The organism is Rhodococcus ruber, assembly GCF_027270735.1.
Lineage (GTDB): Bacteria > Actinomycetota > Actinomycetes > Mycobacteriales > Mycobacteriaceae > Rhodococcoides > Rhodococcoides rubrum_A.
This window is the reverse complement of sequence record NZ_JAPWIJ010000003.1, coordinates 66,331-80,956: the sequence shown is the minus strand read 5'-3', so window position 1 is coordinate 80,956 and position 14,626 is coordinate 66,331. Positions and strand designations below refer to the sequence as shown.

The 14,626-nt window shown below is 64.1% G+C and carries 15 protein-coding genes and 4 tRNA genes; 9 read left to right on the top strand and 10 right to left on the bottom strand.

Annotation, left to right across the window (positions count from 1 at the left end; genetic code table 11):
* Window positions 1-15 precede the first annotated feature (15 nt).
* From O4220_RS07540 to O4220_RS07530, 3 genes are all read right to left on the bottom strand, one after another.
* Window positions 16-1,254, bottom strand: coding sequence for a glycosyltransferase family 87 protein (locus tag O4220_RS07540; RefSeq protein ID WP_269603056.1), 1,239 nt, complete (start codon window positions 1,252-1,254; stop codon window positions 16-18).
* A gap of 114 nt (window positions 1,255-1,368) precedes the next feature.
* Window positions 1,369-2,943: an alpha/beta hydrolase gene (locus tag O4220_RS07535; RefSeq protein ID WP_269603055.1), complete on the bottom strand. Its 1,575-nt coding sequence runs from the start codon at window positions 2,941-2,943 to the stop codon at window positions 1,369-1,371.
* A gap of 46 nt (window positions 2,944-2,989) precedes the next feature.
* Complete coding sequence (locus tag O4220_RS07530) at window positions 2,990-3,778, bottom strand: pyrimidine reductase family protein (RefSeq protein WP_269603054.1); 789 nt, start codon at window positions 3,776-3,778, stop codon at window positions 2,990-2,992.
* Window positions 3,779-3,812: 34 nt separating this feature from the next.
* Here O4220_RS07530 and zapE point away from each other — a divergent pair, with 34 nt between their 5' ends.
* Window positions 3,813-4,826, top strand: a complete 1,014-nt coding sequence (gene zapE / locus O4220_RS07525; protein ID WP_032403315.1) for a cell division protein ZapE — start codon at window positions 3,813-3,815, stop codon at window positions 4,824-4,826.
* A gap of 7 nt (window positions 4,827-4,833) precedes the next feature.
* Here the strand turns inward: zapE and O4220_RS07520 are convergent, their stop codons facing one another.
* The 7 genes from O4220_RS07520 to O4220_RS07490 all read right to left on the bottom strand — a co-directional run bounded on the left by O4220_RS07520 (window position 4,834) and on the right by O4220_RS07490 (window position 7,203).
* Entirely contained in the window at window positions 4,834-5,361 is a 528-nt protein-coding gene (locus O4220_RS07520; protein WP_269603053.1) for a GNAT family N-acetyltransferase, read from the bottom strand.
* Complete coding sequence (locus O4220_RS07515) at window positions 5,358-5,810, bottom strand: hypothetical protein (protein ID WP_269603052.1); 453 nt, start codon at window positions 5,808-5,810, stop codon at window positions 5,358-5,360. Before O4220_RS07515 ends, O4220_RS07520 begins: the two co-directional genes overlap by 4 nt.
* Before the next feature lie 16 nt (window positions 5,811-5,826).
* On the bottom strand, window positions 5,827-6,522 hold the full coding sequence (locus tag O4220_RS07510; protein WP_269603051.1) for an alpha/beta fold hydrolase: 696 nt from the start codon (window positions 6,520-6,522) through the stop codon (window positions 5,827-5,829).
* Window positions 6,515-6,805, bottom strand: coding sequence for a hypothetical protein (locus tag O4220_RS07505; RefSeq protein WP_269603050.1), 291 nt, complete (start codon window positions 6,803-6,805; stop codon window positions 6,515-6,517). Before O4220_RS07505 ends, O4220_RS07510 begins: the two co-directional genes overlap by 8 nt.
* A 126-nt stretch (window positions 6,806-6,931) precedes the next feature.
* A tRNA-Val gene (locus O4220_RS07500) sits at window positions 6,932-7,006 on the bottom strand.
* A gap of 37 nt (window positions 7,007-7,043) precedes the next feature.
* Window positions 7,044-7,114: transfer RNA gene (locus tag O4220_RS07495), tRNA-Cys, on the bottom strand.
* Window positions 7,115-7,131: 17 nt separating this feature from the next.
* Window positions 7,132-7,203: transfer RNA gene (locus O4220_RS07490), tRNA-Gly, on the bottom strand.
* 243 nt (window positions 7,204-7,446) lie between these two features.
* On the opposite strand from O4220_RS07490, the gene O4220_RS07485 reads away from it, so the two are divergent.
* The 8 genes from O4220_RS07485 to O4220_RS07450 all read left to right on the top strand — a co-directional run bounded on the left by O4220_RS07485 (window position 7,447) and on the right by O4220_RS07450 (window position 14,499).
* Window positions 7,447-7,518: transfer RNA gene (locus O4220_RS07485), tRNA-Val, on the top strand.
* A 115-nt stretch (window positions 7,519-7,633) separates the two neighbouring features.
* Window positions 7,634-8,035, top strand: a complete 402-nt coding sequence (locus O4220_RS07480; protein WP_420030360.1) for a TIGR02611 family protein — start codon at window positions 7,634-7,636, stop codon at window positions 8,033-8,035.
* A 102-nt stretch (window positions 8,036-8,137) separates the two neighbouring features.
* The gene (thrS, locus tag O4220_RS07475) at window positions 8,138-10,198 is read left to right on the top strand and encodes a threonine--tRNA ligase (RefSeq protein ID WP_269603559.1); all 2,061 of its coding nucleotides are present in this window, start codon (window positions 8,138-8,140) and stop codon (window positions 10,196-10,198) included.
* Window position 10,199: 1 nt separating this feature from the next.
* Window positions 10,200-10,742, top strand: coding sequence for an HIT family protein (locus O4220_RS07470; protein ID WP_057478628.1), 543 nt, complete (start codon window positions 10,200-10,202; stop codon window positions 10,740-10,742).
* 25 nt (window positions 10,743-10,767) lie between these two features.
* Window positions 10,768-11,451 (top strand): phosphatidylinositol phosphate synthase, encoded by a 684-nt coding sequence (pgsA, locus tag O4220_RS07465; protein WP_269603048.1) that lies wholly within the window; start codon window positions 10,768-10,770, stop codon window positions 11,449-11,451.
* A complete protein-coding gene (locus tag O4220_RS07460; RefSeq protein ID WP_269603047.1) occupies window positions 11,448-12,353 on the top strand; it encodes a phosphatidylinositol mannoside acyltransferase in 906 nt (301 codons plus the stop codon). The genes pgsA and O4220_RS07460 overlap by 4 nt, the downstream gene beginning before the upstream one ends.
* Window positions 12,350-13,474, top strand: a complete 1,125-nt coding sequence (locus O4220_RS07455) for a glycosyltransferase family 4 protein (RefSeq protein ID WP_269603046.1) — start codon at window positions 12,350-12,352, stop codon at window positions 13,472-13,474. The genes O4220_RS07460 and O4220_RS07455 overlap by 4 nt, the downstream gene beginning before the upstream one ends.
* Window positions 13,474-14,499: an NUDIX hydrolase gene (locus tag O4220_RS07450; protein ID WP_269603045.1), complete on the top strand. Its 1,026-nt coding sequence runs from the start codon at window positions 13,474-13,476 to the stop codon at window positions 14,497-14,499. The genes O4220_RS07455 and O4220_RS07450 overlap by 1 nt, the downstream gene beginning before the upstream one ends.
* Window positions 14,500-14,626 lie beyond the last annotated feature (127 nt).

The window sequence follows — 14,626 nt, the reverse complement described above, 5'->3', positions numbered from 1 at the left end:
ATACGATTTGTCGGGCTATGCCGTTTTCGCTGGTGGCGCGCTCGGCAGCAGGTAGCTCGGTTCGATTCCGTCGTCCAGTCGTCCCTCGCTTCGAGCGGCGAAATAGCGTCCGACGAGAACACCGAAGATGACGACGATCAGCAGTGCCCACCCGAACGTGGTCCGGAGGTAATCCAGGGCACGGCCGGTTTCGATCCAGCGCCCGGACAGCCATCGGTCGTAGTTCATGAACCCGTAGATCGCGAGCCAGGCGGGCCAGTTGCGGAGAAGCGAGTTCTTCAACACGACAGTCATGAGCAGCGGGAACAGCATCATCGAGTAGTACATCTGGCCCAGCGAGCCCAGCAACCAGTGCGCGGTGAGGATCAACCCCGAGGTGGTCGCGAAGAAGAACAAACGATCTTCGCGGCAGTACCGGTACAGCAGCCACAGCGACACCAGAACCATGATTCCGAGAATCGCGCGGATGCCGTAGGTGAGCAGTTCGGGAACACCGTAGTAGCGACCGTTGCCGACGACAGCACTGTTGAAGTAGTCGCGAGTCTGGAGCAGGTACGGCAGCGTCCGGTCGATGAAGTTCATCGGGTCGATCGACAGGGGCCAGGCGATGGCCATCATCACCACGGGGATCGCGATCGACGTGATGAAGACCTTCCACTGACGCGTCATCAGAGGAAGCAGCAGCAGCGGCGCGAGCATCGGTTTGATCGCCAGAGTCAGACCCATCGCAACGCCGGCCGACAGGTCTTTGCGCTGGAGTAGAAACCCGAGAAACGCTACTTCGCCGAGGAGGACGAAGCCGTTGAAGTTGGTGAACACCAACGTGTTCGTCACCGTCTCGCTGACGAATGCGGCGAGGAGCAGCGCGGGAGCGGCAACCGAATCGAGCCGGAATCCGAAGATGCGCAACAGGATGTACAGCGCCACGAGAATTGCGATGGCGCTGGCGATGATAAATAACCAGCGAGATCGCTCGGGGTCGATGATGGCTATGGGGGAGAGCAACATCGTCGCACTCGGTTGATACAGGTAGTGCGGGTCGACGGAGTCGAAATTCGCCGTGTACACCGGCTGTCGATTCAGGAACGCAAGAGCTGCGCTGTACACGGGATTGAAGTCGTTGGTGATATCACCGTTGACCGCCTTGATGACCACCCGCTGGATCACGGTCATGATGGCGATGGGCCACAGGGCGTACTTGATTACCTCGGCGGTCGTCCGCCCTGAACGCGGCTCCAGAAAACTAAGTGACACCCGCGAACGGTACCCGAGCCGGTGCCGCACCAGAGAAAGGACACCCCGCAAGTTCGGCAGGCCGACCTGAGGAATCTACCGGCAGGTATCGGCCGTCGGAGTCCGGTCGAGAAATCAGGCAGGACAGACGGTGCCGTCGGTCGGCAGTGCTGTATCGAGCGCGTATTTCACCGCTGTGGTCTGTAGACACTGCGATCCACCGAGGCTCGGGTGTCCGCTACCCTGCCAGGCCGCCGAAGCCACTGCCGCGCCGGTTGCCCCGACCAATCCGGTGACCGAGGCCAGGCCTCCGTTGCCGACGATCGGGTCGCCCGCGTTGGACAGGACCAGAACCGGAACGTCCAACGAGGTGGGCAGTGGGGTCGACGGCGCCGTTGGCCAGGAGGAGCACAGCAACGCTGTCAGTGCGGCGTCGGTGCCGTAGACCGGGTAGCGGTCGGTCCATTGTGACGACAGGTCACGCACGCCCTGCGGAGACGGCCACTGCTGGCCGTCCGTGCAGCGGGAAACGAACTGCCCGTCGGTTCCGTAGGCATTTCGACCTCGCTCGGCGAGGGCGAGCAGAGCTGCGGTGTCGGATCCAACCGCTGCGGACAGGGTCGTGGACAGGGTGGTGGCCCGGGCCGACGCGTCCCCTGCTGTCGATGCGAGCGCGAAGGTGATGCCGTCGAGAATTTCGTGAGTGGACAGCGGTGCGAACTCGCCACCGGCGGCGCGTCGGAGCAGCTGCTCCACAGCGGCCGTCGGATCGGCCCCGAGTGAACAGTTCAGCGCAACGCATCGTTGTGCGAATGCCGCGAAGGCGGCTTCTTTGCCCTGCGTCCGTTGCTCGGCCAGCGTGATCTGATCGGTATTGACCCCGGGCGGCGAATCGAGAATCAGACGCGAGACGTTGTCCGGGAACTTCGCCGCATAGGCCAACGCGGTGAGCGCACCGTTCCCCGATCCGATCACTCCGATCTGGTTCACCCCCCAGAGCTGCCGCAGACGGTCGAGATCGTCCGCCGCGTAGGTGGTTCCGAAGGCGAGTTCCTGTGGCTGCAGTGTGTCGGTGCATTCGATGGTGGCGTCTCGGCCCGCGTCGACTGCGCGGTCGGCGGTATCGGCGTCGGATCTGGTGAACTGTCCCAGGGCATCGACTGCAGCCTTGGTAGGGGACTCGACGGTGTCGTCGATGCAGTCCACAGCAGTGGAGCGGCCGATCCCGCGTCGATCAACGGCGACGATGGGGTGAGCTTCCAGCAATGTCGACAGCGGACCGGCTGCCATCGTCGCCAGGGTGGCGATCGAGGATCGATCGGAGCCGGAGGTGAACACCAGCGGACCCGCGTCGGCCGGCGTTGCAGCGAGCCGGGCGCGCAGAGCGCCGACGGCGAACGTGCCGAACATCTGCCCGCTGGCATCGACGTCCGCCTCGTACTCCGCGCACTCGAGTGTCAGTCCGGGCGTGGTGGAGGTGAGCCCGAACGTCCCCAGAGTGGCGGCGGTGCAGTCGGCCCAGTCGAGGTCGGTCGTCGGCACGGCGAGAGCAGCCGGTTCCGGCGGTGCCTCTGCGGACGGCTCGCCGGGCTGACCGGGGGATCGTTGCTCCACCGCGACATCGGGCCGGATCGACGGCCCGGCACCGCAGGCCGCGCACATCGTGGCCAGAACGAGGACGGCGGCGAGCAACGTACGTTTCTGCGTCACCGTGCGAGGCTATCGACTTTTCGATCGATGCCGCACCGCTCGCTGCTCATGGCCGACGCACCCAGCGGGTGAGCAGCGTGCCGTCCGCGTCAGCGAGAACGTGCGCTCGTTGCATCGGTGTCTCGGAGCCACCGGCGGAGTGGGAGATGCGACCCGCATCTCCGGCGACGAGCATCGGCGAGATCGTCAGACACAGATCGTCCGCCGCCCCGTCCGATGCGAGTTGCCCGAACAGTCCTGGTCCGCCCTCGCACAGGACGCGGTGAAATCCGAGGTCGCCCAGCGTCTCGACGATGTCTTCGGTCGATACCGATTCACCGGATACCTCGATCACCGTTGCGCCCGCGGAACGCAGCGCCGCCACCTTCGAGCTGTCCGCCGCCGCCGAGGTCAGCACCACCGGCTGCACTTCGGTGTCGGTGACCAGCCGAGAATCTGCACGGATCGAGCCGGAGGCGGTGACCACCACGATCGTGGGAATCGGTGACAATCCGTTCGCTACTCGACGTGCTTTCACCTCGGCGGTCAGCGAGACGCCGCCGTAGTTCTCGGCGCGAGCAGTTCCGGCCCCGACGAGAACGGCGTCGCACAGCTCTCGCAGAATGCCGAACAGTCGCGCGTCTGCGGGGGTCCCCAGGCCCGCCGACTTACCGTTCGCGGTCACAGATCCGTCGATGCTGGCGACGAAGTTCGTGCGAATCCACGGTCGGCCCAGGTCTGCTGGGTAGGCGTACAGGTCGCGGACGGCATCGTCGTCGAGCTCCGACCCGACGGACGACGCTGAGTCGGCTGCCTGCTCCGATGTGAAGTAGGTCCCAATATCGAGAAGCTGCATGAGAGAGATCAGACCACGTCGTTACGCTCGACAAATGCCCGCACGCCTTGTCGACCGAAATCCCGTGGTCCCCTCCGATCAGCTGATCGCGCAGATGGTCCCGCCGGCGATGTTCGACGACGTCAGCTTCTCCTCGTACATTCCCGATCCCAAGGAGCCCACCCAGGCTGCTGCGGTCGCGAAGGCCGAGGAATTCGCGAACAAGGTGCAGAAGATCCGCGGCAAGGGCAAGCGCGGACTTTTCGGCAAGAAGACCCCGGCCACCGGTGCGGGTCTGTACCTCGACGGCGGTTTCGGCGTGGGCAAGACCCACCTACTGGCGTCGATCTACCACAGCGTTCCCGAGCCCAAGGCGTTCGGCACGTTCGTCGAGCTGACCCATGTGGTCGGCGCACTCGGCTTCAACAAGGCGCTCGAAGAACTCTCCGGACATAGCGTGCTGTGCATCGACGAGTTCGAGCTCGACGATCCCGGCGACACGATGCTGGTCTCGCGGCTGCTGTCCGAGCTGTCTCAGCGCGGAGTGTCCATCGTCGCGACGTCCAACACTTTGCCCGGCCAGCTCGGTGAGGGCCGCTTCGCTGCCGAGGACTTCATGCGGGAGATCAAGAAGCTCGGTTCGATCTTCGAGTCCATCCGCGTCGACGGCCCCGACTACCGGCACCGCGACCTTCCTCCAGCGCCCGAGCCGACGTCCGAATCCGAGCTCGTCGAGCGCGCGGAGACCGTCGACGGCGCAACCTTGGACGATTTCGACGAGCTGTTGGCACACCTGAGCACGCTGCACCCTTCGCGCTACGGCAAGTTGCTCGACGGCATTCCTGCGGTGTTCCTGAAGAATGTGCACCCGGCATCGGATCAGGCCATCGCCCTGCGCCTGGTGGTACTCGCCGACCGCCTGTACGACGCGGGCATCCCCGTCACGGCCTCGGGCGGCAAGCTCGACGAGATCTTCACCGAGGAGATGTTGGCCGGCGGTTACCGCAAGAAGTATCTGCGCGCGACCTCGCGTCTGCTCGCGTTGTCTCGTTTCGCCGCAGTCGGCTGAACAGGCGTCACAGCCGTACCTGCATGACGTAGTCGTCGTGTGTCTGCACGCCGACAACGAATGTCTTGGTGCCCACGATCTCGAATCCGTGCTTCGCATAGAACTTCTGGGCACGCACGTTGAGTTGATTGACGCCCAGCCAGGCTCCTGCGCAACCGGATTCGCGCGCATGCGTCAAAGCGAACGAGATCAGCCGCGCCGCTACTCCGCCGCCGTGCTCGGCCGGCCGTACGTACAGCTTGCTGATTTCCAGCGTCGGATGGTGCGAGAGGGCTGCTCGGATGTCCGGGTCCGCTGGAGCGCCCGCCACGAGCATCGCGTATCCGACCACCTCTCCGGTGGGTGTTTCGTCGACCAGAACGGTTCGGTTCGGGTCGGCAACGTAACCCTCGAAATTGCTGACCGACAACACGTTCGAGACGAAATGCTCGATGTCCTCGGTGCGAGTTCCCGGTGGGCAGGCGAGTGGAAAGGTCTGCGCGGCCAATTGGGCGACGCCGGGTATATCGGCAACGGTCGCCACACGCACACTCACAGTAGATCCACTGCGTTCTTCGCCTCCCGCAACGACAAGCCGGTTCGATCGCGCAGCAGTTTGATGGCCGAGATGGCCTTGCCCTCCGACTTCAGCGACTGCAACCGCGGGATGAGGTCGTCCCAGGGTGTCGGACCGGACTGAGCCGCGTCGACGATGGTGGACGAGGACGGAAAGGGTTCACCGCGTTGAACGCTTTCGATTGCGTTCTTGGCTTCGATGAGACCGGCACCTGTTCGTTCACGAAAGATCTTGATGGCCTGGATCTTCTTGTTCGCCGCCAACAACTGGTGAATGTCTGCACGGGCGTTGCCGTCGAGCCCGATCAGCCCGATGCTGCGCGATGTCTCCGGGCTCGAGCCGGGCTTCTTTCGGGCCAACAACCATGCTGCAAGCACCGCGGCATCGACGAGGACCAGAGCAACGATGAACCATCCCCAGGTCGGCATGCCTTAGTAGACCACTTCAGCGTAACGGGTCGAAGGGCGGGACGACTACCGAAGAATCGGAGAACAACGAGACGGCGCCGGCAAGGGTTCTCGTCGCCGCGTCGTACTTGATCGGAGCGAGGTCGTGGCCCGCGCCCTCGATGTCGACGAGCAATGTGGGGGCCGGGACGAGAGCGAGCGCAGCGCTCAGTTCGGCCGTGGTGCCGAATGGGTCCTTCGTGCCGTGCACCACCACCGTCGGTGTTCGCAGTTCGGGAAGGTGTTGTGTACGAGCCTTTTCCGGCTTGCCCGGTGGGTGCAGGGGATAGGAGGTCAGAACGAGTCCGTCGACCAGGTCCGGGCGTTCGGCCGCGATCATCGACCCTTGCCTGCCACCGTAGGAATGCCCACCGAATGCGATGAAACCCGATGTCTCGACGCGGAGCCGGTCGATCGCCGCGGCAATGCCCAGCCGATCCTCGGCCGACCGAGACGGGTGGGGCGGACCCTTCGGTTTGCGAACTCGAAACGGTAGGTCGAACCTCAGCACCGTGAACCCGGCTTTCGACCACACCGCGGCAATACGCTGCAGCAGAAGCGACTCGCAGTTGCCGCCCGCGCCATGGGTGAGAGCGAGTCCGCCTCGTGACGGTATGGACGGTGTGTGCAGATAGGCGACGCCCCCGCCGAGTTCGATGTCGGCGGGGGCGTCGGGACCATCGAGTTCAGGCATCGTTCGAGGACGTTACCTTTTCGTCGGTGTCGGCGTGATCGCTGGAGGTGCTGTCGGTTTCGGAGTTGTCGGATGCTTCCTGATCGTCGGCGTCGACGAGCTCACCGTCGCCGTCGACCATGTCGGCGAATGCGGTACCGGCCACGGTGCCGTTCGTTCCCGGTAGCGCCACCGTGGGCCGGGCACCGGGCCGATAGCGATCGTCGAGCCCTTCGACGGATTTCTTCGCCTCCTCCATGGTGGCGTCGTCGACTGTGGGTTCGCTCTGAGCATCGTCCGACACGTGAGTGTCCTTCCATCGAAGTGTGTGCGTCATCTCCACTGTGCACTTCTATGGCGTGAATCACCACAATTGATTCGTGAAGCACAAAAAAGACCCCCTCGAAAGGGGGTCTGATCTGTCTGACTCTGGTGCGCGATACTGGGATTGAACCAGTGACCTCTTCCGTGTCAGGGAAGCGCTCTCCCGCTGAGCTAATCGCGCATGTCCTCGCATCGATTCTGCAATCGATGCACTAGCGAGGTGGAGACGGGAATCGAACCCGTGTGCACGGCTTTGCAGGCCGTTGCCTCACCACTCGGCCACTCCACCATGGGTCGAGACCCTCGAGCGGATGACGGGATTCGAACCCGCGACCCTCACCTTGGCAAGGTGATGCGCTACCACTGCGCCACATCCGCATACCCCGGAGGCGCTCACTGCTGGGCAGTTGTTGTCTCCGTGGTGCGGGGAAAACATTAACCCAACGGGAGTGAAACTCACAAATCTCGTGGTCAGCCACGGAATTCGGTGGATCAGCGCGTGTGAAAGGTGTGAAAGCAGTGGCGAGAGCAGCCATGTGAAGGCAGTCCGTCGACGTGTTCGGCGATCGGGCAGGCGATTCGGTTCGCCGCGGCACCTCGTGTTAATGTTTTGCCTCGTTCGGTCCCGTGGCTCAGTGGGAGAGCGTCCGCTTCACACGCGGAAGGTCGCTGGTTCGATCCCAGCCGGGACCACCGAACAGAAGGCCCACACCGTCCGCGGTGTGGGCCTTCTTGCGTTCGAGGCCGGTAGCCTGAGCCGGTGAGCACCGAACAATCGAAGCCCGACGCCGTCGACGACCAGAATCCGGTGGACAAGGCGAAGGTGAAACACCGGCGCTTTCGGGCGCGCATCGCCGAGAACAAGTCTCTCGATCTCGGCTACCGAATCACGGTCGGTGTCGTCGGAACCATCGTGCTCATCGTGGGTGTGCTTGCCATTCCTTATCCCGGGCCGGGTTGGCTGATCGTGTTCGCAGGACTGGGCATCCTGGCGTCGGAATTCGCGTGGGCCAAGAGTGCACTGCGATTCGTCCGTAAGAGATACGACGCGTTCATGGCCTGGTTCTCGAAGCAGTCGATGTTCGTCAAGGGTCTCGGCGTGCTGTTCACCACGGTCGTGGTGCTCGCAACTCTGTGGCTGCTCGGAACGTTCGCACTGGTCGGCGGCTGGTTCGGACTCGACTGGACGTGGCTCGAAAGTCCGATCTGACTTGCCTCGCCGCGCTGAGGGCCGACGAGGGGCTCGATGCCGATAGGCTGTCGGAGGCCTTCCTGGCCCGAAGAACCGATCGAGGAGTACATCGCCGTGAGCATGCCCGTTGTCGCCACCGTTCCACCCGCCCGCATCATGGTGCCGGCAGGAACGACGGCAGGTACGGCGCTCCGTGACACCGGCCTGCCGAACAAGGGACCCGACGCCATCGTCGTCGTGCGCGATCCCGACGGCAAGCTTCGCGATCTGTCCTGGTCGCCGGAGGTCGACATCGAGGTCGAGCCCGTGCCGGCGAACACCGAGGACGGCCGAAGCGTCATCAGGCACTCGGCTGCGCACGTGTTGGCGCAAGCCGTTCAGGATCTTTTCCCCGACGCCAAACTGGGCATCGGACCGTTCATCAAGGACGGCTTCTATTACGACTTCGACGTGAAGCAGCCGTTCACTCCCGAGGATCTGACTGCCCTCGAGAAGAAGATGAAGCAGATCGTCAAAGCCGGACAGCGGTTTTCGCGTCGGGTGTACGAATCGGTGGAGCAGGCTCGCGAGGAGCTGGCGAACGAGCCGTACAAGCTCGAGCTGATCGACGACAAGTCAGGAATCGACGATCCCGAGGTCATGGAGGTCGGTGGGGGAGAGCTGACCGCCTACGACAACCTCAATCCACGCACCGGTGAGCGGATCTGGGGCGATCTGTGCCGCGGCCCCCACATCCCCACCACCAAATACGTTCCGGCGTTCAAGCTGACCCGCAGTTCAGCGGCCTACTGGCGCGGCAACCAGGACAATGCGGATCTGCAGCGCATCTACGGAACCGCGTGGGAGTCCACCGAGGCACTCGACGCTCATCTCGAACTGTTGGCCGAGGCCGAGCGCCGCGATCACCGCAAGCTCGGGTCCGAGCTGGACTTGTTCAGCTTTCCCGACGAGCTCGGCTCCGGACTTCCGGTGTTCCATCCTAAGGGCGGTGTGATCCGTAACGAGCTCGAGAACTATTCCCGCCAGCGGCACATCGAAGAGGGCTACGAGTTCGTCAACACCCCGCACATCACGAAGGGCCATCTCTACGAGGTGTCGGGCCACCTCGACTGGTACCGAGACGGCATGTTCCCGGCGATGCATCTCGACGCCGAACTCGACGAGAACGGTGACGTACGCAAGCCCGGCCAGGACTACTACCTCAAGCCGATGAACTGCCCGATGCACAATCTCATCTTCCGCTCACGCGGTCGCTCGTACCGTGAATTGCCGTTGCGCCTCTTCGAGTTCGGTTCGGTGTACCGGTACGAGAAGTCCGGCGTGATCCATGGTCTGACCCGCGTGCGCGGCATGACCCAGGACGACGCACACATCTTCTGCACTCGCGAGCAGATGCGCGGAGAACTCACCAGCACACTGGAGTTCGTTCTCGGACTGCTCAAGGACTACGGCCTCGACGATTTCTACCTCGAGTTGTCGACCCGCAACCCGGAGAAGTCCGTCGGCAGCGACGAGGTCTGGGAAGAGGCGACCAACACGCTCGCCGAGGTCGCGGCGGCGTCGGGTCTGGATCTGGTGCCCGATCCGGGCGGTGCGGCGTTCTACGGACCGAAGATTTCCGTCCAGGCCAAGGATGCTTTGGGCCGCACCTGGCAGATGTCGACCATCCAGCTCGACTTCAACTTGCCCGAACGGTTCGAGCTCGAATACACCGCCTCGGGCGGAGTCAAGGAACGCCCGGTGATGATCCACCGCGCGCTGTTCGGTTCGATCGAGCGATTCTTCGGCGTACTCACCGAGCACTACGCCGGCGCATTCCCGGCGTGGCTCGCCCCGGTGCAGGTAGTGGGCATCCCGGTTGCCGAGGTACACCAGGACCACCTGTTCTCGGTGGTGAAGGAGCTCAAGAAGCTCGGGGTGCGCGCCGAGGTGGACGCCAGTGACGATCGGATGCAGAAGAAGATCTTCAACCAGACCGCGCAGAAGATCCCCTTCATGCTTCTCGCCGGCGAACGCGACGTCGAAGCCGGTGCCGTCAGCTTCCGGTTCCGTGACGGAACTCAGGTCAACGGTGTTCCGGTAGCGCAGGCAGTAGCAACGATCACCGACTGGATTTCCCAGCGCAACAACGCATCACCGACCGCCGAACTCGTGCAGACCAGTACCGCAGGAGTGAGTTGACATGCCCGATCAGGACGAGTCGATCGTCGCCACCGGTGCCGGTGAGCCCGATCGGTTGCAGCGATTGTGGACCCCACATCGGATGTCCTACATAGCCGAGGCCCCGCAGGCCTCGGCCAAGTCGAGTGAGCCGTTCTCCGACATCCCGAAGATGAGCGACGAGGACGGACTGGTGGTCGCGCGCGGCGAGTCGGTCTACGCGGTACTCAATCTGTATCCGTACAACCCCGGCCACACGATGATCGTCCCGTACCGCCGGGTCGCGGCACTCGAAGATCTCACGCCCGCCGAGAGCGCCGAGTTGATGGCATTCACCCAACAGATGATTCGCGTCATCAAGACGGTGTCGCGCCCGCACGGCTTCAACGTGGGCCTCAACCTCGGTGCCGCAGCAGGTGGATCGTTGGCCGAGCACCTGCACCAGCACATCGTCCCGCGCTGGGGCGGTGATGCGAACTTCATCACAGTGATCGGCGGTGCCAAGGTGATGCCGCAGTTGCTTCGCGATACTCGGGCCCTGCTCGCGTCGGCCTGGAACGAATGAACCACAGGCGAGAGGAGCACGCGTCGTGCTGAGCATTTTCGGCCGTACGCCGGTGTCGAAGCTGACCGCTCCGCTCGGACGCGCCCTCAACAGCACCGGCCTGACCCCCGACTCGGTGACGATCATCGGCACCGTCGTCACCGTCACGGCGGCAGTGACGATGTTCCCCGCCGGCTACCTGTGGTGGGGTTCGATCGTCATCACGCTGTTCGTTCTCTTCGACATGCTCGACGGAGCCATGGCACGGGCCAGGGGCGGTGGCACCAAGTACGGGGCCGTTCTCGACGCGACGTGCGATCGAGTGGCGGACGGCGCGATCTTCGGTGGCCTCGCTTGGTGGGCAGTGTATTCCGAGCAGAACAAGCTCTTGCTGGTGGCCACGCTGATCTGCCTGGTCACCTCACAGGTGATCTCGTACGCCAAGGCGCGGGCCGAGGCCAGCGGACTCTCGGCCGACGGTGGTTGGATCGAGCGCCCGGATCGTCTCGTCATCGTTCTCGTCGGTGCCGGATTCACCGGCGTGGGTAGGCATTTCGATATTCCGTGGATGGACAGCCTCATCTACCCCGCGATGTGGGTGCTCGCTGCCCTGAGCATCGTGACGGTGTTCCAACGCGTGCTGGCCGTCCGTGGGTCCGACGGGGCTCGCGACATCATCGTGCCCCCGACTGCTCCTGCCCCCGACGATGGTGACGTGGCCGCGTCGTGAACGTCTCCGAAAGAGCCAGCGACCTCGGGTACGCAGCCGGGTGGCGACTGGTCCGATCGCTGCCGGAGGGTGTGGCGAGAGGTCTCTTCGATCGCGGCGCCGATATCGCGTCCACCCGCAACGGTGGCCCGGATCAATTGCGCCGTAATCTCGCTCGTGTCCTCGGAACCACCCCCGGCGAGGTGCCCGCGGAGCTGATTCGAGACAGCGTCCGGTCGTATGCTCGCTACTGGCGCGAGGCGTTCCGGCTGCCGTCGATGGATTTGGCCGCCCAGGCCGCCGTCATCGACCGGTGTGTGAACGGGCAGGAGCATCTCGAGGCTGCCCTCGCGTCGGGCAAGGGTGCCGTGCTGGCGCTGCCGCACAGTGGTAACTGGGACATGGCCGGAATGTGGCTGGTGCGCAAGCACGGTGGTCTTTCGACAGTGGCCGAACGTCTGAAACCCGAATCGCTGTACCAGCGGTTCGTTGCTTATCGGGAGAGCCTGGGCTTCGAGATCTTCCCGCTCAGCGGCGGTGAGCAGCCGCCTCTGCACGCGCTGAGCGAGCGCCTGCGCGAGAACAAGGTGGTCTGTCTGCTCGGCGAGCGGGACCTCGCCAAGCACGGAGTGCCGGTGACCTTCTTCGGTGAACCGACCCGGATGCCCGCGGGGGCCGCGAAGCTGGCGATCGACACCGGAGCGACGCTGCTGCCGGTGCACGGTTACTTCGACGGTGACGGGTGGGGTTTCGACATCTTTCCGGCGGTGGATGTCTCGCACGGAATCGATGTAGCCACACAAGCATTGGCAGATCACTTTGCTGCCGGCATTCGGGCACACCCGGCCGATTGGCACATGCTCCAACCCCTGTGGATGAGCGACTGGTCGGCTGAACGACGCGCACGAATCGAGGGCGCGTGAAGATCGGTATGGTCTGCCCGTACTCGTTCGACGTTCCTGGCGGGGTGCAGGCGCACGTCCAGCAGTTGGCGGAGGTGTTCATCGAGCGCGGGCATCGGGTGAGTGTGCTGGCTCCGGCCTCGGAGGACGTCGAGTTGCCGGACTTCGTGGTGTCGGCGGGGGAGGCGCTCGCCATTCCTTACAACGGATCGGTCGCGCGTCTTCGATTCGGACCGGTGACGTATTCTCGAATCCGAAAGTGGATCTCGGACAACGATTTCGACGTATTGCACATCCACGAACCGAACGCGCCGAGTCTGTCGATGCTGGCCCTCAAGGCCGCGGACGGTCCGATCGTGGCGACGTTCCACACCTCCACCACGAAGTCCTTGGTGCTCAGCACGTTCCAGGGTGTCCTGCGTCCGTACCACGAGAAGATCAGTGGCCGGATCGCCGTATCGGAGCTTGCTCGACGCTGGCAGGTCGAGGCACTCGGATCCGATGCCGTCGAGATCCCCAACGGCGTCGACGTGCCCGCGTTCGCGGATGCCGCTGTGCTGGAGGGCTACCCCCGAGCCGGCCGTACGGTGCTCTTTCTCGGCCGATTCGACGAGCCACGTAAGGGAATGGCCGTTCTGCTCGGCGCCCTGCCCGCGCTTGTCGAGTCACATCCGGACATCGAAATCCTCGTCGTCGGGCGCGGCGACGAGGACAAGCTGCGCAAGGACGCAGGCGCACTGTCGTCACATCTGACCTTCCTGGGGCAGGTGGACGACGCGACGAAGGCCTCCGCGATGCGCAGTGCTGATGTCTACTGCGCCCCGAATCTCGGCGGGGAAAGCTTCGGCATCGTGCTCGTCGAGGCAATGGCAGCCGGAACACCCGTCGTGGCAAGCGAACTCGATGCCTTCCGCCGGGTGCTCAAGGACGGCACCTGCGGACTGCTGGTTCCGATCGACGACTCTGATGCCCTTGCTGTAGCCGTCACCTCGATCCTGTCCGACGACACCGTCCGAGACCGACTGGTCGACGCCGCGTCGGTCGCTGTGTCTGCCTACGACTGGCCCGTCGTCGCCGAGCAGATCCTGCGGGTCTACGAGACCGTCACTCTGGGCGGACAGAAAGTGCGAGCGTCGAACTGATGACCCTTTCTGCCGTCACAATTCTGGTGCTCGGGCTGATCGCAGTTCTGATTCTCGTCGTCGGTCTGTGGGCCTACGGGACGGCGAATCGACTCGATCGCTTGCACGTGCGCACCGACCTCGCGTGGCAGTCCCTCGACGCCGCACTCGCCCGCCGTGCCGTCGTGGCGCGTGCAGTGTCCGCTGCCACCCGCGACTCGGTGCCGTCGAGCAGAGAACTTGCCGCGCTGGCGGACCGAGCCGAGCGAGCCGACCGATCGCAGCGGGAAGAAGCCGAGAACGCGGTATCGATGGCGCTCGCGGTCGTCGAACCGAATGCGCTTCCCCCTCAACTGGTTGCGGAACTGGCCGACGCCGAAGCTCGCGTACTGATTGCGCGACGGTTCCACAACGATGCCGTGCGAGACACTCTGGCGTTGCGCATCCGTCGACCGGTCCGGTGGTTGCATCTCGGTGGAACGGCTGCACTGCCGTCGTACTTCGAGATCGCGGAGCGTTCTGCTGCCGCGACGTTCGGCAGCGAGAATCGGGCCACTCCGCGAACCTCCGCGCGAGTGGTGTTGCTCGACGAGCGTGGGCGCGTACTGCTGTTGCGGGGCCACGATCCGACAGTGCCCGATACCTTCTTCTGGTTCACCATCGGTGGGGCAGTGGAGAAGGGGGAATCGCTCCGCGAGGCAGCGGTACGAGAAGTGCACGAAGAAACGGGATTGCGCGTTGCCGCAGCCGACCTGCGCGGTCCGTTGTGGCGGCGAGTTGCCACTTTCCCGTTCAACGGAACCCTGATCAGGTCCGAGGAACTGTTCTTCGCGCATCGAACGCAGGAGTTCGAGCCGGAGAGCGCAGGCTTCACCGACTTCGAGCGACGGACCGTGACCGGGCATCAGTGGTGCACCGAGTCCGACATCCGGGCGCTCAGCGCGCTCGGCGAGAACGTCTACCCCCAGGACCTGGCAGAACTGCTCGACGAGGTGAACGTAGCCCTCGCTCGACGCGGCGACCCGGACGTGCGCGCAATTCGGTAGGAATCTGGACCCTTTCGAGCAGTCCAGCAATCTTCAAGTGGTTATGGGAATTGCACGGGCGAAGGCCTACTGTTCTGGGCGCGACATCGCGCCTCGCGCGATCGCACCCAGTCAGCCCGCAGCCGCA

Bases quoted from the DNA above. Each gene is read 5' to 3' on its own strand.
- O4220_RS07530 (WP_269603054.1), bottom strand. From the start codon at position 3,778: ATGCAGCTTCTCGATATTGGGACCTACTTCACATCGGAGCAGGCAGCC.
- zapE (WP_032403315.1), top strand. From the start codon at position 3,813: ATGCCCGCACGCCTTGTCGACCGAAATCCCGTGGTCCCCTCCGATCAG.
- O4220_RS07515 (WP_269603052.1), bottom strand. From the start codon at position 5,810: ATGCCGACCTGGGGATGGTTCATCGTTGCTCTGGTCCTCGTCGATGCC.
- O4220_RS07510 (WP_269603051.1), bottom strand. From the start codon at position 6,522: ATGCCTGAACTCGATGGTCCCGACGCCCCCGCCGACATCGAACTCGGC.
- thrS (WP_269603559.1), top strand. From the start codon at position 8,138: ATGCCCGTTGTCGCCACCGTTCCACCCGCCCGCATCATGGTGCCGGCA.
- O4220_RS07470 (WP_057478628.1), top strand. From the start codon at position 10,200: ATGCCCGATCAGGACGAGTCGATCGTCGCCACCGGTGCCGGTGAGCCC.
- O4220_RS07450 (WP_269603045.1), top strand. From the start codon at position 13,474: ATGACCCTTTCTGCCGTCACAATTCTGGTGCTCGGGCTGATCGCAGTT.